The sequence below is a fragment of the Hymenobacter taeanensis genome, assembly GCF_013137895.1.
Lineage (GTDB): Bacteria > Bacteroidota > Bacteroidia > Cytophagales > Hymenobacteraceae > Hymenobacter > Hymenobacter taeanensis.
Window position 1 is genome coordinate 2,526,007 of sequence record NZ_CP053538.1, and the last position, 23,463, is coordinate 2,549,469.

The 23,463-nt window shown below is 56.3% G+C and carries 23 protein-coding genes and 2 pseudogenes; 16 read left to right on the forward strand and 9 right to left on the reverse strand.

Annotated features, from left to right (window positions below):
• The first annotated feature begins 78 nt into the window (after positions 1 to 78).
• Entirely contained in the window at positions 79 to 816 is a 738-nt protein-coding gene (locus tag HMJ29_RS10750) for a hypothetical protein (RefSeq protein ID WP_171591483.1), read from the forward strand.
• Between the two features lie 426 nt (positions 817 to 1,242).
• On the opposite strand, the gene HMJ29_RS10755 is transcribed toward HMJ29_RS10750, so the two are convergent.
• Positions 1,243 to 2,382 (reverse strand): beta propeller repeat protein, encoded by a 1,140-nt coding sequence (locus HMJ29_RS10755; protein WP_171591484.1) that lies wholly within the window; start codon positions 2,380 to 2,382, stop codon positions 1,243 to 1,245.
• 115 nt (positions 2,383 to 2,497) lie between these two features.
• Complete coding sequence (sucD, locus tag HMJ29_RS10760) at positions 2,498 to 3,379, reverse strand: succinate--CoA ligase subunit alpha (RefSeq protein WP_171591485.1); 882 nt, start codon at positions 3,377 to 3,379, stop codon at positions 2,498 to 2,500.
• 253 nt (positions 3,380 to 3,632) lie between these two features.
• On the opposite strand from sucD, the pseudogene HMJ29_RS10765 reads away from it, so the two are divergent.
• Positions 3,633 to 4,607: pseudogene (locus tag HMJ29_RS10765) on the forward strand (PLP-dependent cysteine synthase family protein); the annotation flags it as partial.
• A gap of 39 nt (positions 4,608 to 4,646) precedes the next feature.
• Positions 4,647 to 5,066 (forward strand): response regulator, encoded by a 420-nt coding sequence (locus HMJ29_RS10770; protein WP_171591487.1) that lies wholly within the window; start codon positions 4,647 to 4,649, stop codon positions 5,064 to 5,066.
• A gap of 91 nt (positions 5,067 to 5,157) precedes the next feature.
• On the opposite strand, the gene ade is transcribed toward HMJ29_RS10770, so the two are convergent.
• Positions 5,158 to 6,813 (reverse strand): adenine deaminase, encoded by a 1,656-nt coding sequence (gene ade / locus HMJ29_RS10775; protein WP_171591488.1) that lies wholly within the window; start codon positions 6,811 to 6,813, stop codon positions 5,158 to 5,160.
• A gap of 303 nt (positions 6,814 to 7,116) precedes the next feature.
• On the opposite strand from ade, the gene HMJ29_RS10780 reads away from it, so the two are divergent.
• From HMJ29_RS10780 to HMJ29_RS10805, 6 genes are all read left to right on the forward strand, one after another.
• On the forward strand, positions 7,117 to 7,797 hold the full coding sequence (locus HMJ29_RS10780; RefSeq protein ID WP_171591489.1) for a hypothetical protein: 681 nt from the start codon (positions 7,117 to 7,119) through the stop codon (positions 7,795 to 7,797).
• A 14-nt stretch (positions 7,798 to 7,811) separates the two neighbouring features.
• The gene (locus HMJ29_RS10785; RefSeq protein ID WP_171591490.1) at positions 7,812 to 8,207 is read left to right on the forward strand and encodes a hypothetical protein; all 396 of its coding nucleotides are present in this window, start codon (positions 7,812 to 7,814) and stop codon (positions 8,205 to 8,207) included.
• Positions 8,208 to 8,242: 35 nt separating this feature from the next.
• Entirely contained in the window at positions 8,243 to 8,986 is a 744-nt protein-coding gene (gene cmk / locus HMJ29_RS10790; protein WP_171593307.1) for a (d)CMP kinase, read from the forward strand.
• Positions 8,987 to 9,033: 47 nt separating this feature from the next.
• Positions 9,034 to 9,921, forward strand: a complete 888-nt coding sequence (locus HMJ29_RS10795) for a 4-hydroxy-3-methylbut-2-enyl diphosphate reductase (protein WP_171591491.1) — start codon at positions 9,034 to 9,036, stop codon at positions 9,919 to 9,921.
• 142 nt (positions 9,922 to 10,063) lie between these two features.
• Positions 10,064 to 10,618 (forward strand): DUF502 domain-containing protein, encoded by a 555-nt coding sequence (locus tag HMJ29_RS10800; protein WP_171591492.1) that lies wholly within the window; start codon positions 10,064 to 10,066, stop codon positions 10,616 to 10,618.
• A 133-nt stretch (positions 10,619 to 10,751) separates the two neighbouring features.
• Entirely contained in the window at positions 10,752 to 11,549 is a 798-nt protein-coding gene (locus HMJ29_RS10805; RefSeq protein ID WP_171591493.1) for an alpha/beta fold hydrolase, read from the forward strand.
• A gap of 13 nt (positions 11,550 to 11,562) precedes the next feature.
• Here HMJ29_RS10805 and HMJ29_RS10810 read toward each other — a convergent pair whose 3' ends face one another.
• Together HMJ29_RS10810 and HMJ29_RS20475 are read right to left on the reverse strand one after the other, a co-directional pair.
• Positions 11,563 to 12,021 (reverse strand): DoxX family protein, encoded by a 459-nt coding sequence (locus HMJ29_RS10810; protein ID WP_244678664.1) that lies wholly within the window; start codon positions 12,019 to 12,021, stop codon positions 11,563 to 11,565.
• Between the two features lie 146 nt (positions 12,022 to 12,167).
• Positions 12,168 to 12,522 (reverse strand): annotated as a pseudogene (locus tag HMJ29_RS20475) (macro domain-containing protein).
• A 286-nt stretch (positions 12,523 to 12,808) separates the two neighbouring features.
• Between HMJ29_RS20475 and HMJ29_RS10825 the strand changes: the two are divergent.
• The 7 genes from HMJ29_RS10825 to HMJ29_RS10855 all read left to right on the forward strand — a co-directional run bounded on the left by HMJ29_RS10825 (position 12,809) and on the right by HMJ29_RS10855 (position 18,765).
• A complete protein-coding gene (locus tag HMJ29_RS10825) occupies positions 12,809 to 13,093 on the forward strand; it encodes a 2TM domain-containing protein (protein ID WP_171591496.1) in 285 nt (94 codons plus the stop codon).
• 122 nt (positions 13,094 to 13,215) lie between these two features.
• Positions 13,216 to 14,343: a PQQ-dependent sugar dehydrogenase gene (locus HMJ29_RS10830; RefSeq protein WP_244678663.1), complete on the forward strand. Its 1,128-nt coding sequence runs from the start codon at positions 13,216 to 13,218 to the stop codon at positions 14,341 to 14,343.
• A gap of 147 nt (positions 14,344 to 14,490) precedes the next feature.
• Positions 14,491 to 14,955 (forward strand): ATP-dependent zinc protease family protein, encoded by a 465-nt coding sequence (locus HMJ29_RS10835; protein WP_171591497.1) that lies wholly within the window; start codon positions 14,491 to 14,493, stop codon positions 14,953 to 14,955.
• 78 nt (positions 14,956 to 15,033) lie between these two features.
• A complete protein-coding gene (gene rimK / locus HMJ29_RS10840; RefSeq protein ID WP_171591498.1) occupies positions 15,034 to 15,978 on the forward strand; it encodes a 30S ribosomal protein S6--L-glutamate ligase in 945 nt (314 codons plus the stop codon).
• A gap of 281 nt (positions 15,979 to 16,259) precedes the next feature.
• The gene (locus HMJ29_RS10845) at positions 16,260 to 17,321 is read left to right on the forward strand and encodes a succinylglutamate desuccinylase/aspartoacylase family protein (RefSeq protein WP_244678662.1); all 1,062 of its coding nucleotides are present in this window, start codon (positions 16,260 to 16,262) and stop codon (positions 17,319 to 17,321) included.
• Positions 17,322 to 17,434: 113 nt separating this feature from the next.
• On the forward strand, positions 17,435 to 18,091 hold the full coding sequence (locus HMJ29_RS10850; protein WP_171591499.1) for an OmpH/Skp family outer membrane protein: 657 nt from the start codon (positions 17,435 to 17,437) through the stop codon (positions 18,089 to 18,091).
• A gap of 359 nt (positions 18,092 to 18,450) precedes the next feature.
• Positions 18,451 to 18,765, forward strand: a complete 315-nt coding sequence (locus HMJ29_RS10855) for a hypothetical protein (protein ID WP_171591500.1) — start codon at positions 18,451 to 18,453, stop codon at positions 18,763 to 18,765.
• A gap of 79 nt (positions 18,766 to 18,844) precedes the next feature.
• Here the strand turns inward: HMJ29_RS10855 and HMJ29_RS10860 are convergent, their stop codons facing one another.
• The 4 genes from HMJ29_RS10860 to HMJ29_RS10875 form a co-directional block, all read right to left on the reverse strand.
• The gene (locus tag HMJ29_RS10860) at positions 18,845 to 19,414 is read right to left on the reverse strand and encodes a hypothetical protein (RefSeq protein WP_171591501.1); all 570 of its coding nucleotides are present in this window, start codon (positions 19,412 to 19,414) and stop codon (positions 18,845 to 18,847) included.
• Positions 19,415 to 19,487: 73 nt separating this feature from the next.
• Complete coding sequence (locus HMJ29_RS10865; protein ID WP_171591502.1) at positions 19,488 to 20,150, reverse strand: NAD-dependent epimerase/dehydratase family protein; 663 nt, start codon at positions 20,148 to 20,150, stop codon at positions 19,488 to 19,490.
• A gap of 240 nt (positions 20,151 to 20,390) precedes the next feature.
• The gene (locus HMJ29_RS10870; RefSeq protein ID WP_171591503.1) at positions 20,391 to 21,224 is read right to left on the reverse strand and encodes a CvfB family protein; all 834 of its coding nucleotides are present in this window, start codon (positions 21,222 to 21,224) and stop codon (positions 20,391 to 20,393) included.
• A 139-nt stretch (positions 21,225 to 21,363) separates the two neighbouring features.
• Positions 21,364 to 23,277, reverse strand: coding sequence for a BamA/TamA family outer membrane protein (locus HMJ29_RS10875; protein ID WP_171591504.1), 1,914 nt, complete (start codon positions 23,275 to 23,277; stop codon positions 21,364 to 21,366).
• Between the last annotated feature and the right edge of the window lie 186 nt (positions 23,278 to 23,463).

Sequence of the window (23,463 nt, forward strand, 5' to 3'; positions counted from 1 at the left end):
GGCCTCGCCGTTCTGATGACTATACAACGAAACCACACTCTTGCCGTTCTGCCCCTGATTACCGCTGTTTCCCTACCTATGCTTGCTTCGCGTTACTTACGCCTGTTTCTTCTACTTGTGCTGCCGTGCCTGAGCGCCTGCTCCTCTTTGTACTTTCCGCCGCCGCCCCAGGTACCGTTGCTTACTCAGCAGGGTGAGTGGAGTGGTAGCCTGCAAACTAACTTCAGCCAGAACACCAGCCTGCAAGGGGCCTACGCGGCTACCAACCACCTAGGGGTAATGGGGTCAGCTTCGTTCCTGCACACCGATAAAAAGAAGCGCGCCGAAGACCATGATTTTGGCGAGGTAGGCCTGGGCTACTACACCCGCATCCGCGATACGCGGGTACTGGAGTTCTACGGTGGCGTGGGTGTGGGTAAGACTCGGCGCATCGAGCGCACCCCTGCTGAAGGAGTTACGCGCACATTGGAGGGAAACCTCACTAAATATTTCCTGCAGGCCAACTACACTTCTAAAGAGCACAAGAGCTTCCATGTGCTGGGCCGCGACTGGCCTATTAACTATGGTACCGCCTTGCGCATCAGCTACATGCAGCTTGATAACTTCCGGCTCGATGGTTTAGCGCACGCTCCCGAAGACAACGTTTTCCTCGAACCTATTACCTACACACGTATTCAATTGGTAGGGCCGGTGCAGTTCCAGCTCATCAGCGGGAGCAACTTTGGGTTGCGCCACCGCAAGTACCTGAAGGCGGCTAACTCGGTGTTTCAGTTTGGGGTAGTGGTGAACGTAGGTGGGCAGGAAGGCAAGAAGTAGTTACTCAAACACTGCCTCAAGCAACACCACCGACTGGCCTACGCGGCTGCGCCGCCACACTTGCGTAACCGCATCGCGGTACCAGCTTTCAGCAGCAGTAGGATCGGGTTTGGTGCCTTTCAGCTTCGGGAAGGCCGTTGCCGGTGCAACTCTCCCGGGCGTTTCTGGCTGGCTCCGGCGCCTGATTTCGTAGCGGGGTGCCTCCGGGGCGTTTCTTGGGCAGCAGTACCTGGGCTCACAATGTGGCTGGAATTAAGGTCTTCTACTCCCGATGCAACCACTAGCCGGCTGCCCGTGCTACTAACAGCTACATTGGGGAGAGCTACAATACGCGCTGTGCTGTCCAGGAGCTGCTGGCACTGGCCTACGCGAGCTAGCAGGAGCAGGATAGAAAACAAAAGAAGAGCCTGTAAGCCGAGCCGCAACTTACTCTTTGGGTTTGCTCTCAAAGAAGGTCTTGAGGGGCCGCTTAAATAACCCGTTGGTAGTGCCCAGGTATACCGTATCGCCCAGCTGAACCAGATCAGTGAAATCGGCTTGGTTTAATCCGTCACTCTTCAACTCACGCACCCGATAGGTAGCGCCTTGCCAGCGAAGAGTGTACAAGACGTTATTAGGCGCTCCATGTGAAACGCCTACTATACTATCCCCGACGGGGTAAAAAGTACTAACACGAAAAAAATTAGGTAGTCCTGTACTACGTTGCCAGGTTTCCCCATCATCCGTTGAGGTCAAAAGGCTGTACTGGTTATCACCCTGTATGGCATAGAGAGTGCTACGGTCTTTGTAATAAGCGGTGGTAAAGATTTGTGGAGAACTGAACACCCGCCTTACTGTCCCGTTTTCGCGAATTTTGTAGATACCGTCATTCGCATTAGAAACCAGGAAATAGTCATCGATAGCTGAAATTGTATAGAAGGCGCTGGCATTATCAAGCGGTATAGAAACTGTGCGCGATGTGACGTCGACGGCGCCCCGGGTTAGGGTCGGTAACGTGAGCTTGCTGAGAACAAAATGCAGGGCTCTATCTGCAGGAGCAGTAGTGTAGCCAACCAACGAGTAATTGTTGCTGCTAATGGCTCCGAAAGCAGCATAGGGACTATAACGGTTGTTGACGAATTTATCCGCCGATTTATCGACTCGTCGCAAACGAATCTCTGATATTTGGTTGGAAAGTGGCGGGTTCGCAGTAGTGTATACCTGCAAAACAGAGTCGCCTACCTGTGCCGGCTTCAAAAATAAGCTGGCGTTCATGGGTAAGCGATTTTGGATGTCGTAAGGCAGCGGATCAGATGAATACGACTTAATCTGAAAGTAGCCCTGATCAGGTGGCCTAGGAACGTTTGCCAGCGGTGTAACATGGCCAAAAATGCCTGGCTGCTGCAAGAAAAGCGTCTTCTTGTCCGTAGTAAGCTGGATGATAATCTTTTGGCTACCGGTGAGCTGTTTCACCTCCGCCCAGCTGTACACTGGCTCTTGAATCACAAGTTTCTCAACCTCCTTGGTACAGGCCGTACCGCCCGTTAGTCCGATGATAGCGAGGAGAATTTTAGTAGTAGTGTGCATAAAACCAGGAGAATAGTGAGATAGGTAACAAAAGACCAAATATGGTTCGTAACTGCCTTAAAGATAAAAGCCCCGACTTACGCCGGGGCTTTTTATATATCTACTGGCCTAGCAATTACTTGCCGCCCAATACGCGCAGCATTGTGTCGCCGATTTCGGCGGGAGAGTCTACTACGTGGATACCGCACTCGCGCATGATGGCCATTTTAGCAGCGGCCGTGTCATCGGCGCCGCCTACGATGGCACCCGCGTGACCCATACGGCGGCCGGGAGGAGCCGTTTGGCCAGCAATGAAGCCTACTACGGGCTTCTTGTTGCCGGTTTCTTTAATCCAGCGAGCCGCTTCAGCTTCCATACCGCCCCCGATTTCACCGATCATCACGATGCCTTCGGTTTCGGGGTCGTTCATGAGCAGCTCAACAGCTTCTTTGGTAGTAGTGCCGATGATGGGGTCACCGCCGATGCCGATAGCCGTCGTCTGGCCCAGGCCGGCCTTGGTGAGCTGGTCAACGGCTTCGTAGGTCAGAGTACCCGACTTCGAAACGATGCCTACGCGGCCTTTCTGGAAGATGAAGCCGGGCATGATGCCCACTTTGCACTCACCAGCGGTCATTACGCCAGGGCAGTTGGGCCCAATCATGCGCAAACCCTCGCGGCCTTTCAGATATTCCTTCACCGCAATCATGTCCTTGGTGGGGATGCCCTCCGTGATGGTCACGATAACTTTGATGCCTGCGTCGGCGGCTTCCATGATGGCGTCGGCGGCGAAAGCTGGGGGTACGAAGATGATGCTGGTGTCAGCACCCGCCTGCTCTACTGCTTCGGCTACGGTGTTGAACACGGGACGATCGAGGTGCTGGGTGCCGCCTTTGCCGGGCGTTACGCCGCCTACCACGTTGGTGCCGTACTCAATCATCTGCTGGGCGTGGAACGACCCTTCCGAGCCGGTAAAGCCCTGCACAATCACTTTGGAATCCTTGTTAACCAGAACACTCATAGAAAAAGAGTTAGAGGAAGATGCGGGTTGAGGGTGGGGAATGCCCGCCAGCCGTAGGCTAGCGGTGTGCAAAAGTAGCCTTTTTTGGGGCGGAGGCAAGCCAAGCGCCGTCATTCCGAACGAAGTACATAATCTGAGGAAACCAGTAGAAGACAAATCCAGATTCCTCACTTCGTTCGGAATGACCACTCAAGGCTCCCAACCGAAATGCGTACCTTTGTGGTCCTCTCTCACAAACCGCATACCCACCCCCATGTACTTGAATAACATCGTTGAGGCCATCGGCAATACGCCGTTGGTGAAGCTCAACAAGCTGGCCGAAGGCATAAAAGGCACCGTATTGGTGAAAGTTGAGTACTTCAACCCCGGTAACTCGGTGAAAGACCGGATGGCGTTGAAGATGATTGAGGATGCAGAGAAAGCCGGCCTGATTCAGCCCGGCGGCACCATCATTGAGGGTACCTCCGGCAATACCGGCATGGGCCTGGCGCTGGCCGCCATTGCGAAGGGCTACAAGTGCATCTTCACAATGAGCGATAAGCAAAGCAAAGAGAAGCAGGATATTCTGCGGGCCGTAGGGGCTGAGGTAATTGTGTGCCCCACCAACGTGGCCCCCGACGACCCGCGCAGCTACTACTCAGTAGCGCGCAAGCTAAACGCCGAAATTCCGAACTCGCTGTACCCAAACCAGTACGACAACATGTCGAACACGGCGGCGCACTACGAAACCACCGGCCCTGAGCTGTGGGAGCAGACGGAAGGTAAAATCACGCACTTTGCAGCGGGTGTAGGCACGGGCGGCACCATTTGCGGCACGGCCAAGTACCTGAAAGAGCAAAACCCCAACCTCGTGACGGTGGGCCTTGATACCTATGGCTCCGTGTTCAAGAAGTATAAGGAGACCGGTATTTTCGACGAAAACGAAATCTACCCCTATAAAACCGAAGGAATTGGCGAAGACATTCTGCCTAAGAATGTTAACTTTGACCTGATTGATCTTTTCATTAAAGTGTCCGATAAGGATGCTGCCGTCATGACGCGGCGGTTGGCCAAAGAGGAGGGCTTATTCGTAGGCTGGTCTTGCGGGTCGGCAGTATTTGGGGCCTTGGAGTATGCTAAGGAGCATCTGAAGCAAGACGATACGATGGTCATTATTTTGCCTGACCATGGCACTCGCTACTTAGGCAAAATTTATAACGACGACTGGATGCGTGAACAAGGCTGGCTGTAAGCCAGTTATCCTTGCGCCTCTTAAACTCCGAAAGCTATGGCTCGCAAACTGCGTAACGTTGTACTGGTAGACGACAATGAAACTACCAGCTTCTTAAATAACCGCTTGTTGAGCCGGCTCAACGTAGCCGACCAGGTGCACACCTTCTCTAAGGCAGATCAGGCCTTTCAGTTTCTGTGGGGCGACAACCCCACTGATAACCCCTCGAAGGACGTGCCCGAGCTGGTGTTCGTGGATCTGAAGATGCCCGGCATGGACGGCTTCGAGTTCCTGAAGCTCTACAACGAGTTGCCCGCCAGCTCCCGCGAGAAAACCGTGATGGCCGTGCTTACCACCTCCATGCACGCCGCCGACACTGCTCGTGTGGCCCAGTATGAAGGGGTGGAGTACCTAGCTAAGCCGCTCACAGAAGAGAAAATGCAGAAGCTGCTCGAAAAGCGTTTCGTGAATAACTAGAGAAGCAACGCTTCCAACAAAAAAAGCCCCGCTACCACATCTGGTAGCGGGGCTTTTTGCTGGTAGGGTGGCCTACAGTTTCTGGTGTGACTTACACTACCGCCTCCACAAACCGAAACGCTTCGCCATCAAACAAGCCTTTGTCGCTGAGCTTGAGGCTGGGGATAACTAGCAAGGCCATGAAAGAGAGCGTCATGAACGGGGCCTGCAGGGGTGAGCCAAGCTGCTTAGAGAGGGCATCAACGGCAGCGTAGGCCTCTGCCACATGGTAACCCTCGCGGTCAGACATTAAGCCAGCTACGGGCAGGGGGAGCACCAACTCCTCCCCATCCGGTGAAACTACGGCTAGGCCACCTTGCGCTGCAATTACCAGGTTCACGGCGCGGGCCAGGCTCTCGTCGTCGCAGCCCACGGCCGTGATGTTATGAGAGTCGTGCCCGACGCTGCTGGCCAGGGCCCCTCGCTTCAGGCCAAAGCCCTGAATGAATGCTACGGCCGGGGCCGCCGGCTGATAGCGGTTTACTACTGTGAGTTTCAAGACATCCTGCTCCAAGTCAGGTAGCACCAGGCCACCCTCTACGTGGGCCGGTACATCGTGGCGGGCCGTGATAAGCTGCCCATCAAAGCACTCAATAACGCGCACCGTGGCTGCTGCCTGAGGAGCTGCCACCTGAAAATCGGTGGGCTGCACGGGAGTGGTGTGGAAGTTATTCACTGCTGCTACGGGCACGGCCGGAATCAGCGTTTGGCCTTTCTCCGCTACCAGCTCACCATTCAGGTAGGTTTGCTGCACATTGAAATCGGTGAGATTGTCCACCACAATAAAGTCGGCGGGGTCGCCCTCACGCAAGAGGCCTACGGGCAGGTTGTAATGCTCTACGGGGTTGCGGCAGGCCACGCGCAGCACCTTCAGCACATCTTGGCCACGCGAAACGGCCCGCTGCACTAGCTGGTTAATGTGGCCTAGCACCAGCGTATCGGGGTGCTTATCATCGGAGCAGAACATCATGTGCTCGTAGTGCTCCGGCAGCAGATCAATCAGGGCCTCAAAGTTGCGGGCAGCAGAGCCCTCACGCACCAGAATTTTCATGCCCACGGCCAGCTTATCCTGAGCTTCCTCGGCCGTAAAGCACTCGTGGTCGGTGCTGATGCCGGCGGCCGCGTACTGGCGGGCATTCTCGCCGCGTAGGCCAGGGGCGTGACCATCTACGGGGCGGCCGTACTGCTGAGCCAGCCGTATTTTTTCCATCACCACCTCATCGCGATGCAGCACGCCAGGCCAGTTCATCATTTCGGCCAGGTAGCCGATTTCGGGGTGCTCCTTGAAAAGCGTTTCAATATCGGCGGCGGTTATTTCGGCGCCGGCAGTTTCAAAGGGTGTGGCGGGTACGCAGGAAGGCGCCCCAAAGCAGAACTTAAACGGTACCTGCCGACCATTTTCCAGCATGTACTTCACACCGGCCACGCCCAACACATTGCCAATTTCGTGGGGGTCAGAAACCGTGGCCACGGTGCCGTGCACCACCGCTAAGCGCGCAAATTCTGAGGGCACCAGTAAAGAGCTTTCTACGTGAACGTGGGCATCAACAAAGCCCGGCAGCGCATACGGTAGCTCTGGGGTGGGGCTGGCTGCATCTAAGGGGGTTATGCGCTGAATACGCCCACCGGCTACGTGGAGGGTGGCGGGGGTTATCGTATTGGTAAACAGATTGATAACATTTGCCTGGAGTTGAAAATCGGCGGACATAGGGCAGGAGAAAGGCGAAGGTAAAGTTGAGTTAGGCAAGTGGCTAACGGGTAAAGAACCGTATATTTGCCGAAAATCTGCGCTGTGAGAAAGATTGTGACTTTGCTATTAGCTGCCTTAATTGGAGGCACTGGCCTAGCTTCCACGGGCTGTGCCAGCCGCACGCCCCAGCAGAAGAAAACGTCGTCGCTCAAGCGTAAAGCTAAGCTAGGCAAGATGCCTTGCCCTTGTGAAAGCCACTAATGCCCTGCCAAAAGCAGCAGGGCGCTTTGCCATCCGAAACTTCATCTATCCATCAAGCACGTGAAAAAAACTTTGCTGTTTAGCTTGTTGATGGTAGTAGGGTTTGGGACAATAGCTCCCATGGCAGTTGCACAAACAAAGCCGGCCGCTTTTCCGGCCCCGGGTACCTACAATCAACTAACACCCGACCCCACCCAGGTACGCCAGGCTGGAGGGAAGGTCGGCGCTTTTCAGGATCTGGAGGGCCACTGGCACGCGGTGCAAATCGGCGACTATACTGCCTACAAAGTATACATGAATACCGGCGGCAACACCTACCAAGCGTTTTTGCCGCGCGAGATAAAGGCCTTCGTGAAATACCCCGGCGATACGCTCCTGTCGCTAACTGGCCTAGCCAGCCACTCCAAGCTCAGCGGTGGGGTGTTTGGCCTGCAGCAGTTCCGCGGGGCGGGGGTGCAGTTAGTTGACTACCGTTACACGCGGCGCAGCTTACTGGAGCGCTTGGTGGGGGCGCCTGCTCTGGCTATTCGCCAAGAAGCTGGCCCTTGGCAGGAAGTGCCCCGCTCAAAAAGCGCATTTCAGCAGCTATTTCTCGTGCTGCTAGCTGATGATGCAGCTGCAGTGGCGGAACTGAAAACCGGTCGGCCGCGTCCGGGGCAAGATGCCGTTCGTTTACTTACGCACTACGCCGACTTCCGCGTGACCCAGCAGTTGCGGCTTGCCGGAACAGTACGCCCTTAACTCCCAATTTGCCTATGCCTCCAGAATCACCCCTTGCCTCTCTCCGTGCCGCCGCCGAAGGTGTGCGCCAGCAGCTTCAGGTAAATGCCTTTGATGCCGCAGCCGTGCAACGGCTCTCCGACTTTATTGAGCAGCAGCGGCCCAGCATTAAAGACTCAGAGAAACAGGGGGTAGTTACGGCGCTGGGGTGCTTCCTGGGCCAGTGCCTGGTAGATACCTACAGCGGCACCTGGGCCCAGGGCCCCGATAAGACCACCGGCGTGGGTATCAACCGCGCCTATTTTTTTAACCCATTTTTCCGCGTGAGCGAGCAACTGGCTAAGGGTGAAGCCGAGTCAGTTGTGAAGTTCTTCGCGGGCATTCCTGAGCGGCTAGCCATTAAGCCCGTGCGCAAAAACTGGATTTCGTGAGCCCTTTAAGCCTAACCGTACCCAACGACTTTGTCATGCGGAAAATCGTCATTGCCATTGATGGCTACTCTTCCTGCGGCAAAAGCACCACGGCCAAGGCTGTGGCCGCTGAGCTGGGCTACGCCTACATTGATACCGGTGCCATGTACCGGGCCGTAACGCTCTATTTGCTGGAGCACAACATCAGCTTCGACGATTTGCCCCGCATTGAGCAGGCCCTGCACGACATGCACATCTCGTTTAAGCGCAACCGCAAAACCGGCCGCAATGAGCTCTGCCTCGATGGCGAAATCCGGGAAGATGAGATTCGGCAGATGCGTATTTCCAACTCCGTGAGTGAAGTCTCGGTGATACCAGCCGTGCGCCACGCCCTGGTACGCCAGCAGCAGCGCATGGGGCGCAAGCGGGGCGTAGTAATGGATGGCCGCGATATTGGAACTACGGTGTTCCCTGATGCCGAGGTGAAGGTGTTTATGACGGCCGATGTGCTTACGCGCGCTGAGCGCCGGCAGGAAGAACTAGCCCTGAAAGATGAGCATGTACCGGTAGATGAAATTGTGGAAAACCTGCGCAAGCGTGACCACATTGATTCTACCCGGGCAGAAAGCCCCCTGCGGCGCGCCTCCGATGCCGTACTACTGGATACCACCCACATGATGATCGACGAGCAGGTTGATTTCGTGCTGGAACGGGTATCTGCGAAGCTATTTACCTTGGCTGTTACTACCGAGGCCGACCACTCCGAACGGAATGGCGGCGAAGCGGTTGTTAAAGACTAGGGCCCGATAATTGCACCTGTTCGGCGGTTACTTTGTTAACAGAACACATGAACGTCACTATCGATAAAAATTCTGGTTACTGTTTTGGCGTTGAGTTTGCCATTCAGATGGCCGAGGATGAACTGGCCCAGGACGATACCCTGTATTGCCTCGGCGATATTGTGCACAACCGAATGGAGGTGGAGCGTTTGCACGCGCTTGGCCTGCGCATCATCGACCGAGACCAGCTGGAAGAGCTGCATGATGCTAAGGTTTTGATTCGGGCCCATGGTGAGCCGCCCGAAACGTATGCCTTGGCGTTGCGCAATAATATTGAGCTCATTGATGCCTCGTGCCCCGTGGTGCTCAAGCTGCAGAATCGTGTAAAGCACGCCTTTGATGCCACTACCCGCCAGAACGGGCAGGTAGTAATTTATGGGCAGCCCGGCCACGCTGAGGTTATTGGCCTCACGGGCCAAACCCGCAACCAGGCCCTCATTGTGATGACCGAAGCCGATCTGGATCAGATTGACTTCGCCCGTCCGGTTACGCTGTTCAGCCAAACCACCAAAAGCACTGCCGGCTTCTACCACATGAAGCAAGTAATTGAGGAGCGCATTGCTACGGCCGGTGGTTCCCTGGAGTCGTTTGATGCCAACGATAGTATTTGCCGGCAAGTGAGCAACCGGGAGCCAGCCTTGGCGAAATTTGCCGTGCAGCATGATGTTATCATCTTCGTGAGCGGCCGCAAAAGCTCTAATGGTAAGGCGCTGTTTTCGGTGGTGAACAAGACTAACCCGCGCAGCTACTTCGTGGAGAATGAGCAGGAGCTGCAGGATGAGTGGTTCCAGGGCATGGAATCAGTGGGAATTTGCGGCGCTACCAGCACTCCCATGTGGCTGATGCAGCGCGTGAAAGACCGCATTGAGGAAGTTACTGAGATGAAACTGGCCTAGCTTAATAGCATCATAGCTTCAGACAGAACACCGGCCCACCGGCCCACTCGGAATTTCCGGGTGGGCCGCTGCTGTTTTGGGCCGGCCGGGGTAACTTGCGGTGCTCGGCCCGCGCCTGTTGCGTAGGCCACTTGCTTCGCTCATGAGTCGTTTGTTCAACTACTTTCTCAACGGTTTTCTGGTGGTGGCCCCGGTTGGCCTCACCCTGTACATTTTGTTTGCGCTGCTGCGCTGGCTCAACGACCTGTTTGCGGGCCTGAGCTTTGATATACCTGGCCTAGGCCTGCTGGTAGCCATTGTGCTGATTACCCTGGTAGGCTTTGTGGCGAAGTCCTTCCTAGTGCGGCCCTTCCTGATTATTATGGAGCGGCTACTGCACCGCACGCCGCTGGTCAGCATCATCTACTCCAGCCTGAAAGACCTGTTTGATGCGTTTGTGGGCGACAACCAGAAGTTTAACCGGCCCGTGTTGGTGCGCATGAGTGCCACTGAGCAGACCTTTAAAATGGGTTTCGTGACCCAGGCTACCATGGCCGCCATCCACCGCGACGATCTGCTGGCGGTGTATTTCCCGCACTCTTATAACTTCTCTGGTGAGCTGGTGCTGGTGCCGCCCACCCACGTTACTTACCTTAACCTGCCCAGCAGCGAGGTAATGAAGTTTATTGTATCGGGTGGGGTATCGCGCCTGGCCTAGGTCAGCTACCAGGTACGGGCAGCAACTGAGGTAGCAAGAGTGTGGCCTGGAGCATCAGCAAATAGCTTATTGCTACTGAAAGCAATGGCTTTTTTGTGGGCACTTCCGGGGGTATGGCGATGTTGATACGTTGTTGAAAACGCACCTGAACTACCGTAAATATGGCGCCGGCCCTAAGGTTGTATTGGCCTTTCACGGGTACGGGCAGAGTGAAGGACACTGGCGGGGCCTGATTCAGTTGCTGGGCCCTGAGGTCACGGTGTATGCCTTTGATTTATTTTACCACGGCGGCAGTCGTTTGGCTAAGCAGGATGCTCCTCTCACCAAAGCACGGCTCGCCGAGTTGTTGCAGGCGTTCCTTGCGGAGCAAAATATTGAACGCTTCAGCCTGCTGGCGTTTAGTATGGGCGCCAAGTTTGCCCTGACCGCCGCCGAGTATTTCCCGGGGCGCGTGCAAGGTCTGTGGCTGATTGCCCCCGATGGTATTGGCTCACAACTGTGGTATACCCTTGCCACGCGGCCCCCCTGGATGCGGGGGCTGCTGGGCCGCGCAGTATTGCGGCCCCAACGACTGCTGCGATTCTTGCACACGCTACGGCAGCGTCGCCTCCTCGACCCTAGCCTCGTGCATTTTGCGCAGTGGCAGCTTGACAGCAGAGAAAAGCGGCTGCGCATATACCGCAGTTGGACGGCTTTCCGCAGCCTTACCTTTGACCTGAAGCGGCTAGCCCGCGTGCTGAATCAGCATTCCGTGCCAGTTACGTTCTTCCTGGGCCGCCACGACCGGGTAATTCCGGCCGCGGGTATTCAGCAGTTTGCCGCTACGTTGTCAAGCGCAACTACCACTCTACTGGATACTGGGCATGCGGGCCTTATTTATGACGTAACAGCCTATGTGCGTCAGCACCCGCTGCTCAGGGCTAAGCTGTAGGGCTTGAGGAGTACTACAGTTCGTTAGCCTCTTGGCGGAGAAGCTTGTGGTCAACGGAGTAGCGGCCGGGGCCTACAACCATAAAGAACAGCATCAGAGCCAGCACGGCGGCAGACACCCAAAGCTCTACGTTTTGCAGCGTTAGGCCATTCTGCGTGTTTACAATAAAAACGGCGCCAATCAGAATCGGAATCTGAATAAGTAAGGCAAACCGGGTAAGAAATCCGAAGGCAATCATTAGCCCCCCGATAATGTGGAAAACACTGAAAAAGAGGGAGGCTTTCTTAAGATGTTCTAGGCTTTCCTGCTGGCTGAGCAAGTAGAATACGTCGCTGGAGTTATTTAAAAAGGAGATACCCTTGATGAAGAGGAACAGGCCTAGCAACATGCGCAAGCCATCCATCCAGACCGGATTACTGGCGCTATTTCGGGTTTTGCGTTCGGCCATTGGGTGGTGATTTGAGACTTCCATGGCACTTCGGTTTTAAAGGATGGGAAATGGGTGGTCTTTAAAGTTACCATTTTTTGCGCAAAGAAGACAGTGGTAACGAACGGATTAGCTTACTGGATGGCCTGCTCATCAAACGCCACAAACACCACCTCGTGGGGCTGTTCGTGCTACTCCAGAAACTGCCGGGTTTCCTGCTTGAGGTAACCATATATACCAGTACTGATACTGGGGGAGGCCACGCTGGCCGGGTCTTTCTCACAGGCCAGTTGCAGGCTGTTGTGGTAGCAGTAGGCCAGCAACTCGGGCTCATGACTTGTGGCCCCCGGTCCAAACGAGCCCCACAGTATGAATAACGTAGCGCACCGGCAAGCAGCCTCCGGTTGTGATAACCGCCTCACCGGTGGCCAGGCTACTGCTGTAATGGTTAGCGCGCAGCTTCTGGCGGGCTGCCAGTATCTCGGGGCTCCCGGCCCGATAACCCCCCTCAACGCCGCCTAGCAGGCTGAAGCTGGCCGCAGCCATAATAGCATCGGTAGTGAGGCGGGTGATGCCGCCGCGGTAGAGCAGTAGCCGGCCGGAAGAGCGGGCCTGGTCGCTCTAATTGGCAGTAGGGGAGGAAGTATTCATGGAGCAAGTACGGGAGGTGTACACGGGCGGAAATTGCCGCGGGGCTGAAGTGGCCTGGAACGGTTCAGTACTCATTTCCTGCATTTCGGGAGGTAATCTGGTAGCTTGGGTAAATATAGTTTCTTATATATTGTTGCCAGACATATGTTTGAGCATTCAACCACGCCAAACTTCCTTACTAATGGAAACTCCTGCTCGCGACCCCCAACTGTGGCGTATGGCCAAAGCCCGCGCCCGTTTTAAGTCCCATCTGTTCACCTACATCACAGTTAATCTGCTGTTATGGACCATTTGGGCCTTAACCGACCGTAACTTCAGTCCCCTTCCCTGGCCCGTGTGGTCTACCCTTTTCTGGGGTATTGGGGTGGCCATTCAGGGCTTCACTACTTACGGCAATATGGAGCGGGGGCAACTCTCGGAGCGGGAATATGAGCGGCTCCTCCGCCGGCGTTCCAATCAGCTCTAACAGCCTGCTTCGCGCTAACCTAGCCGCCCCGCCGCCTGCGCGAGGTGGGCCGGCTGGGTTAGCGCGAGGCACAAACTGCCGCTGCTCTGCAACCTTCCGGCTGGGCTAAGGGTTGGGTCAGTATGATGATAAAGCGCCGTTTCTTTCCGTTGCTGCTGGCTCCGCTGGCCCTCACAGCTTTGGCTCTCAAGCCAGCTGCACCCCCAGCCGATGCTAACCTCAGTAAGATTAAGCTGCCCGCCGGCTTTACCATCAGCTACTTTGCGCAGGGCGTAAAAAGCGCCCGGGAGCTGGCCGTAGGTCCCGATGGTACTGTGTACGTGGGCACCAAAGACGATAAAGTATTCGCCCTGCCCGACCGTAATAAAGATGGGCGGGCCGATGAGGTAGTAACCATTGCCACTGGCCTGAACTCGCCCAATGGAGTGGCTGTGCGCAACGGAGCCCTCTACGTAGCCGAAATCAACCGTATTTTGCGCTACGATAACATTGCCCAGCGCCTGAAGCAAAAGCCCAGGCCGGCCGTAGTCTATGATAAGTTGCCCAATAAAGACTGGCACGGCTACCGCTACATTGCCTTCGGGCCCGATGGTAAGCTGTACGTACCGGTAGGAGCGCCCTGCAACAGTTGCCTGCCTGAACAGCCCATCTACGCCACCATCAACCGCCTAAATCCCGATGGCACCGGGCTGGAAACCTTCGCGTATGGCGTGAGAAATACTGTGGGCTTCGATTGGAGCCCTCAGGACAAAACATTGTGGTTTACCGATAACGGCCGCGACATGCTCGGCGACAATCTGCCGGCCGATGAGCTGAACCGCGCCCCCAAGCCCGGCATGCACTTTGGCTTTCCGTATTACTTCGCCGGCGATGTGCCGGACCCTGAGTTTGGTAAGGGCAAATCAGCGGCTACGTATGCTAAGCCGGCCCGCAAGCTGGGGCCGCACGTGGCCGCACTGGGTATGAAGTTTTATACCGGTAAGAAATTTCCGGCGCAGTACCGCAACCAACTCTTTATTCCTGAGCACGGTTCCTGGAACCGCACCACCAAGCTTGGCTACCGGATTAGCCTGGTGCGCCTGGATGCCACTGGCAAGCAAGCTCAGAGCTACGAAACCTTCGCCGAAGGCTGGCTGCAAGGCAAGCAGGCCTGGGGCCGCCCCGTGTGCCTGCTGGTACTCCCCGATGGCTCCCTGCTCGTTTCCGACGACCAAAACGACGCCGTATACCGCATCAGCTATAAAGGGTAAAGGTGAAATGGTGAGGTTCTGAATTTGTGGAGGGAGTGACTCAGCCTCCTGGCATGGGTGCTAGGCCACTCCACAAATTCATAATCTCACCATTTCACTACGGCTCACGTACGCACTAAATCACAAATTCCCCTTTACTTGCCGCTCATGAAAAAGCAGCGTGAGCCAAAACGGATAGTGGGGCGGCGGGAGCTGGTAGATTTTCCGGCCTTTCAGCTGTGGGGAGTAGAAGCTAAAGTGGATACCGGTGCCTACACCGGCGCTATTCACTGTTCCAACATTCGGGTTGAAACCCAGCCGGACGGTCAGCGTTACCTGCACGTGCAACTGCTCGATACCTCCCACCCGGATTTTGATGGCAAGCCCATGAAATTCGCCGAGTTCTCGTTGCGCGACATCCGGAGCTCAAACGGCGAGATGCAAAGACGGTACGTAATTCAGGCTACCATCCGGCTGTTTGGGCAGGATTACAACACTGAGTTCTCGCTTTCTGACCGCTCCGACATGAAGTATCCCGTACTGATTGGGCGGGTATTGCTACGCCAGGCTCGGGTGGTGGTAGACGTGGCCCGGCTCAATCTCTCGTATAAAAGTCAGCTGGCGGCTGGCTAAGTGCCGCGCCGCTTGCAGCCCGCCTGTATCTTTGTGGCGCGCTTCTGCTCTACTATCCTCTTCCAAGCATCCTATCCAATGAAACTAGCGATTCTCTCGCGTGAGCCGAAGCTATACTCGACGACGCGCCTCGTGGAAGCCGCTACCCAACGCGGCCACGAGGCAGTAGTCTTGGACCATCTGCACTGCAACCTGGTTCTGGAGAAAGGCCAGCCCGGTATCATATATGAAGGCAAGAAGCTCGAAGGCTTTGACGCTATAATTCCTCGCATTGGCGCCTCCGTAACGTTCTACGGCTGCGCCGTAGTGCGGCAGTTTGAGATGATGAAGGTGCGTACGGCCGTAGAAAGCCAGGCCATAGTGCGCAGCCGCGATAAGCTCCGCTCTATGCAGATTTTGAGCCGGGCCGGCGTGGGCATGCCCAAAACCGCCTTCACCAATTACTCCGACGAGGTACCCGCCATGATTCAGCAGGTGGGCGGCGCGCCGGTAATCATCAAGCTCTTGGAGGGCACCCAGGGCCTGGGCGTGGTACTAGCCGAATCGGCTAAGGCTGCGCAGTCTGTTATTGAGGCTTTCCATAACCTGAAGGCCCGCATTATTGTGCAGGAGTTTATTGCGGAGAGCAAGGGTGCCGACTTACGTGCTTTTGTAGTAAACGGCGAAGTAGTAGGTGCCATGAAGCGCCAGGGCAAGGAGGGCGAGTTCCGCTCTAACCTGCACCGGGGCGGTTCTGGTACCTTGGTGAAGCTTTCCCGCGCCGAGAAGGCTGCTGCCCTGCTCGCTACCAAAGCGCTAGGCCTGGGCATTGCGGGCGTAGATATGCTGCAAAGCAAGCGTGGGCCATTGGTGCTAGAGGTTAATTCCTCGCCTGGCCTAGAAGGTATTGAGAAATCTACGGGCCTTGATATTGCTGGCAAAATCATTGAGTACACGGAGCAACTCACCCAAAAGAAGAAAGCCAAGCCGAAGGCTGTGAAAGCCACCAACTCTGAAGCGCTGCCCGACACCCAACCAGACTAAGTAGCGCGGCTAGGCCAGTACAGAAACTTTCCGGGTACTTCCTGGCATCACAGCAGGTCATCCGTAAGAGTGGGCAAGCCGAGGGTTTGTGCTCTTACGGATGACCTGCTCTAGTATGATCAGACAGAGGCCAACAACCTCCGTATACTGTAGTACTGGCCTGGCTCTATATTCGGTTGGAACGATAATTGACGCAGGGCGTGCTCTTTACTTAACGGTTCAGCTTGGGTGTACCTGCCTGATTGGTTGAACTGTAGTGCCACTGCTACTATTCTACCGCCTTGCTTACTGACCCCACCGCTGCCCCCGCTGATTTACTGCTCAATAATTTAGTTATTAAGCCAGGGCAACGGGTCTTAACTCGGCTGGTGATTTCCCGGTTGCCATCGGGTACGGTGATTGATATTCCGGTGCACGTATTTCGCTCCACAAAGCCTGGCCCCACGGTGTTGCTGCTGGCGGGCATGCACGGCGATGAAGTAAATGGCATTGAAACCATCCGGCGCATGATCCGCCGCGATTTGCTCCGGCCTCTGTGCGGCACCATTATCGCTATTCCTATTCTTAACATTTATGGCTTTCTGAACTTCTCGAGGGAGGTGCCCGATGGCAAAGATGTAAACCGCTCGTTCCCGGGTAACCCGCGCGGTTCGCTGGCCAGCCGCGTAGCTCACCGCTTTATGCGTGAAATCATGCCCCTGATTGATTACGGCATTGATTTTCATACGGGAGGCGCGGCGCGGGCCAACATTCCGCAGGTGCGCTGCCTGCTACATCAGGATGAGGAAACCGACGCCCTGGCGGCAGCTTTTGCGGCCCCTTTTACGTTGCACGCCCCGTTACGCCCCGGCTCCCTGCGCGAAACCGCCATGCAGGAAGGGCGCCGCATCATTGTGTATGAAACGGGGGAGTCGTTGCGCTTAGATGAGCCCGGAATTGAGCTGGCCATTGCGGGTACCTTTCGGGTGCTGCACCACTTGGGTATGGTGGCCGCCGCTGCCCCACCTGCCGCTGCCGGGGTGGTATGTATGCGCTCTACCTGGCTGCGGGCCCGGTACGCGGGCCTTTTCCGCAGCGACGTGCACCTGGGCGACTACATTGAGAAAGGCCAGGTATACGGTTCGGTGGCCGACCCCTACGGGGAACACTCCGTGCGGTTAGAGTCGCCGGTGGCGGGGTACATTATTGGCCTGAACCATATGCCCGTGGTAAATCAAGGCGATGCCCTCGTGCACGTGGGCCGAACGGACCTCTCCCCAAGTCGAGCCGACCTGGCAGCCCCCTACGAGGAAAAGCCCAACACTCCATTAGAGATAGATGATACCGACGAGGACGTGGTATAAACGGCGGGCTGAGTTTACCGTGGTGCGGTAGCCTAGTATAATCAGCGGGGCTTTTTTCGTTTCTTTGACCGGCGTTGCTCCCTGAGCAGCTTTCTTTCTCTCTTATTCATCGAATGAAAAACTCGCTTCAACTAGTACTTAACGCGATACTGTTTCTGGCAGTCGCCGTTTTATTTTACCTGCACTTTGCCAACAAGCCGGCGGCTGCCCCTGCCCGCCAGCCGGTAGCCGCTGTAAAAACGGATGATACTACGGCGGCTGCCGTTGTAACGGAAGAGCCCGCTGCCCTCACTGCCGTAGCCGACACCGACAAAGTGGCCTACGTAGAGTCAGGGAAACTGCTGGATGGTTACCAAGGCATGAAAGATGCCCGCCGCAGCTTTGAAGCCAAGGCTAAACGCTGGGAGGCTCAGAACCAAACGCTGGTACAGGGCTTCCAGAGTGCCGTGCAGAAATACCAGCAGCAGGCCGCTGGCATGACTGCCGAGCAGCGCGCCAACACGGAACAGCAGCTGCAGGGCCGCCAGGCGCAGGTAGCACAGGAGCAGGAAAAGCTGCAGCGCCAGGCACAGGAGGAAGAAGCCAAGATGACCCAGCAAGTGCTGGAGCGCATCAATAAGCAAGTAGAAGTATATGGCAAGCAGAACGGCTACCGCCTCATTCTGATTGCGGCCCCCAGCGGTACCATTGCCTACGGCCGCAAAGACCTGGACATAACTACCCCCGTACTCAAGCACCTGAATGCTGAGTACAGCAGCAAGAAGAAGTAACGCCCCTTAATAGGTAGCTTACAAGTGTAAAAGCCGAGGTGTACCACAGGGTAGGCCTCGGCTTTTTGCTTTCTAAACGGCTTTATTGGGTTGCACTATCAAGCAGTGAATGTAGATAGGCAGCCGGTTGCTGGGCGCCCATAACTTAATAAAAACCATCTGGCCCCTGTGGCTTATAGCTGGTGGTACAGGGCATGTATGGCAGAGCGTTGCCTGCGCGGCCTAAACGGAGCAAGAGTACTGGTGGTGCTATAACTAGAAGGCAGTCAAGCGGTGAAGCTTGGCAGTAGGATTAAACCCTTGGGCTTTTTAGCCGTCTAACAAGTAACCAGCCACACAATAGGTGGCTCTCCTGACCTATGAAAAACCACTTGAAATTTCCTGCTTTCTTCCTGGCTCTCCTACTCTCTGCCGCTACTCTCACGGGGTGCGTGGCTACGGCCCAGCCGGGCGGCGTGGTAGTGAGCCCCGCCCCAGCTCCATACCCTTATTATAGCTATGGCTACCCCTACAGAGCCCGGCCCTATTACCGCCCACGCCCGGCCCGGGTGGTAGTAGTTGAGCCGCGTCGGCCCGTGGTAGTGCAACCGCGCCGGCATGGGGTGGTACCGGCTCAGCGCCCCTACTACAACAGCTATAACGTACGCCCGCACCGCTCGTACCGGGTAAGATAAACGATAAGCATGCCAGCAAAAAAGCCCTTCTGCGCTAGCGGAAGGGCTTTTTTGCTGGTAAAGAAAACTGCGGAGTGGCCTAGAACACGAAGCGCAGGTTTACTGCGGCATCATTATAGAAACCAGTGTAGCCGTCAAATACCTCGAAGAAGGGCTTGTAATCGACGCCGATAACGAAGGGCAGGTCTTCCATTTTATACTCCAGGCCCAGGATAAGATCAGCACCGCCTACCAGGTAGTTGGTATCGTCGTTCCGGTAGATGTAATAGTAATCGTACTTCTTGCCGCGCCGAAAACGCTCGTCAGTGAAGTAGTAGCGGCCCCGGTAAGAGCCAACGTGCGCCCCGGCGCCATAGTAGAACTGCAGGCCCTTGAAATCATATACTGGCAAGTGCTTCTCCAGCATGAGCGTGAGGCGGCCGCCACGGGCTGCGTACTCGCGGGTAAGTAGGCCCTCGAAGGCTACATTGTTTTTGCCGCTTAAGAAGTGCTTAACGGAAAGGCCCGATGACCACCCGCCGCCGCGTAGGCCTATGCCGGTAGTGTAGCCGGCGCCCCCGCCACTGCTTTTTTTCTTGCTCTGCGCGTATGCTCCTTCAACACACCCCAGCAGGCCCAAGAACAACGAAATTAAAACCAGGCGCTTCATGCGTAAATAGAGTGGAATGGTGAAAGTCTGGCAAAAGTACAAGTTGGCTTCGAACTTTACCGTCTTACCGCGCTTATTGGCTGCCTGCTTTTGCAATAGCCTCAGAGGAATGAACCCGTATGCCGCCGCCCTCATCTTCGGCGGCGTGCAGCATGGCCCGGGCCACCGTATCGGCCCCGATAGCGCGGTAGGCACGCAAGGGGCCCACCAGCAGGGGGCGGAGCGCCCGTAGTAAAACGCTCCCAATTTGCTCGCCCAGCCGTTTTTCGAGGCGCTGGCCCAGGAGCAGGGAGGGCCGGAAAATATGAATGGCCCGGAAGGGAGCCTCACGCACGGTGTCCTCCATTTCGCCTTTCACCCGGTTATAGTAAAACCGCGAGCTGGCATCGGCCCCCATGGCAGAGATAAGCAAAAACTGCGCGGCAAAATTACCTGCCGTGAGGGCCGCCAGCTTCACCACGTATAAGAAATCAACCTTGTAAAAAGCCTCTCTACTGCCCGCCTGCCGCAATGTAGTGCCCAGGCAGCAGTACACGTCATCGGCAATGAGCTGCAGCCGGTGTTGCTCCAGTTGCTCCAGATCAAAGATGCGCTGTTCTAGCTTGGGATGTACCAGCGGCAAGGGGCGGCGACCAACAGCAATTACCCGCGAGTAACGGTCAGACGCCAAAAGCAAGGGGAGCAGCTGACTGCCTACCAGGCCACTTGCGCCAGCAATAAGTGCGGTTTTCTGCATGGTAACCCGCGCACGGCGGTGATAGGAAAGAGAAAAGAGCCGGCGCCTCCACCCGATACGTAAACCGCTCATGAACGGTGCGCCACTGCTGCGGCAGATACCAAATAAGGCTCGTCCGTTGCCCGCCCCCCCCAATGAGTACCTCCGCCTATCTAAAAACGACTACCGCTTACCAACAGCGGCCGTAGCTAGGCCAGTTGTGTGTAAGCGGTAGTAGGTAGTGCGCAAAGAGCGGGCTTGTTACTTTCCGGCCACTAGTCGCGTCTGCTCGGGCTCTAGCTGCACTTCTCCGCGCTTATACAGGGTGCCAAGGGCCTTCTTAAATACTTTTTTGCTCATGCCTAAGCGGCGGTAAATGTCTTCCGGTTCGCTTTTATCTCCCAGGGGAAGAGTGCCCCCAGCCTGGCGCAGAGCTTCCAGTAGGGTGTCGGCGGCGGCCAGGGCCTCATCGTAGCCGAGGCGCTGCAGGCTCAGGTCGAGCTTGCCATCGGGGCGGATGTGGCGGACGTAGCCGGTGTGCACGTCGCCGAGGCGCAGGGGTTTAAACACTTCATTGTGGTAGAGTAGGCCCTGGTGGGTGCCATCCACAATAACTTTGTAGCCTAAATCAGTTTCCTCGGCTACAAACAGGTCGGCGGTATCGCCTTCTTTCCCGGGGTAGGGAGCATCGCTCAGAAACCATTCCCATTTGGCAGAGGCCACAATGCGGTCGGAGGTATCATCGAGGTACACAAACACCGTGGCACGCTCACCGGGGCGCAGGTTACGGCGCAGGTTGCTGTAGGGCAGCAGCAAGTCCTTTTCCAGACCCCAGTCGAGGAAAGCACCGGTGGAGGTTACGTCTCGAACGGTGAGCGTTGCGAACTGGCCTACGCGGGCGTACGGCTCCAGGGTGGTGGCAATAAGGCGGTCTTCGGAGTCGCGGTACACAAATACGCGCAGCACGTCGCCAATCTGGGTGCCCTCCGGAATATACTTGCGCGGTATCAGCAGGTCGCCGTCGTCAGAAGTAAGGTACATGCCGAAGTCGACCTCGCGGGCTACTTCCAGTTCGTTGAAATCACCAAGATTCATAGGGTTCCGGTTATTGCTGGGCGGCTCAGGAGTGCTGCTTGCGCCCTGAGCCGTTGGGCAAAGGTACTTTTGAAAATGAGGAATACAGCCTGCGTAAGGAGTGGCCTACACGCCCCGCTGCCACCCAGCAGCTAGCACCCTACTGGTAGCGCACCGCACCCGGCTGGCCGAAGCTGAAGTCGCTGAAGTCATAGTACGGCCGCGAGTTCTCGAAGATGCGAATGCCGTTGGGCGTGCTCATGCCGCGCGGGTAAAAACCGAAGGAAATTTGCAGGGTGCGCAGGGCGGCGTATTCATTCCGGAAGCGAAGGCCAATACCGAAGCCCGTGTAGGGCGAGTCGTAGAGAGGCAAGGGGCGCTCGGGGTCTTTTGCGTTCAGCCACGCCACGTCGGCAAAGGCAATGGCCGCCATCCGGAACCCCAGAAACGACACTGGCGTGTACATGGTGGTTTCGTAGTTGACGACTACCCGGCTGGTGCCCAGCAATAGCTCGCCGGGCCGGAAGCCCCGTAGGCCATGCTCGCCCTCAATACTCAGCGGCCGCTCACCGAGCTGGCGGTTAAGCCCAATGATGTTGCGCGTCCAGAAGAAATGGCGCCACTGGTAGTTGCCCGTGTGGTAGAGACGCGTGAAGTACAGCAACTCCAGCCCCACGGAGCCCTGCTGCCAATCCTGGTCGTACACGCGCTGGTAGCTGCCTACCTCGCCGTTTACATACAAGTAGCCGTGTTGTGGGCTGTAGCGGGCGTAGGCCAGTCGGGCACCGTAGTAGCGGCGGTTGCTGCGCTCATTAAACTCGTAGCCCGTGGTAAGGCTGGCCAGCGTGCCCGTCGGGATGTCCTCAGTGCGCCCAAAGCCAAACAAGTACTTATCCTTATAGTAGCGGCGCACACTGTAGCCAATGGTGCCTAAGGTCAGGTTGGAATTATAGTCGTTGGGGTAGGCGCGCCGGTCGAAGCTGGTGCGGATGTTGCGCGCCGACACAATAAGGCGCCCGGGGTTCTCGTAGCCCAAGTCATAACTGCGCAAGTGAAAAGACCGGCCCAGCCAGGCATCCTGCACGTTGTAACGCTGCGCCTGGAAGATGTACGGGTCTTCGTCGGAGCCGTCGCCGGCCGTGGCCACAATGCCGTTTCGGCGCTGGTAGCTGATGGAACCGGCGTAGCGGGTATTAACCGAGTAAAAGTCGCGGCTGAAGCGCAGGGTAGTTTCTTCGTTGCGGGTTTCGTTGCGGTAGAGGGCCTGCCCATAAATAAAGTTCCGAAAGGGCACCAGGTAACTGCCGATGTAGCGCCAGCTCTGGGCGCCGGGGCCCGTATCGGTGCGGCCGTAGTCGAGCCGGTTCCGGATCTGGTGGCCCTGGCCCAGGAAGTTAATGTCGCGGAGGCCAATGCCGCCGGCCCCCACATCGCGCAGCTGAAATGAGCCGCTGATGCTGAACACGTCCTTGGTAATAACCTGAATATCTACGCTGTCGGCGGTAGCGGTGCGCTCATTCACAAATACGCGCGCATCCAGAATCTCCGAGGTCTGGCGCAGCAAACGTTCCGATTCCGACAAATCCTGCGGCTCCAGCTCATCGCCCACCCGAAACAACAACACCTGCCGGATGCGCGAGCGGGTGGTTTTGATGTGAAACGTGTTGCCGGTTTTCTCTAGGATGTTGCGCGGAATGCGCGTAGAGTCAGAAATGCTGAAGCCAAAGGCATCAAGCGTGCGAATATTGATGCTCCGCACAATTTTGTAGTTGTGCTGATCAAACTGGCGGTCTAGCAGTACGGCATCCAGACCAGCCTTGTCTTCGCGGCGCTCCGTGAAGTTGAACAGGGCCGAGGTAACCTTACCCGCAATGGTTTTGCGCTTGCTGTAGGCCTTGAGGCTGTTAAGCATACGCTCCTCATCGAAGCGGCGGCGCAGGGAATCACGCCGGGCGGCCGGGCGGGTAATGGTATCGGCGGGGGCAGCGGCAGGGGCGCTTTGGGCTACGGCGGGCGCGCACAGGCCCAGGCCCGTCAGCCACCACAAGAACCCTAAGCAAACCAGATACTTCATAGCGCAATAATAGCTCGCAGCTACCCTCTTGCAAGGTACAGCTTAACCCGCTTTCATGCTTGATTTCCTGTGGCGGCTACTTGCTTTCAGGTTACTAAAAATTACTCGCCAGTCAGGAGAGAAAGACTGCCTTTGCGGGAACATTTCTAATGAAATTAGTCTTAAGATATATTGCGCAATTCGGCG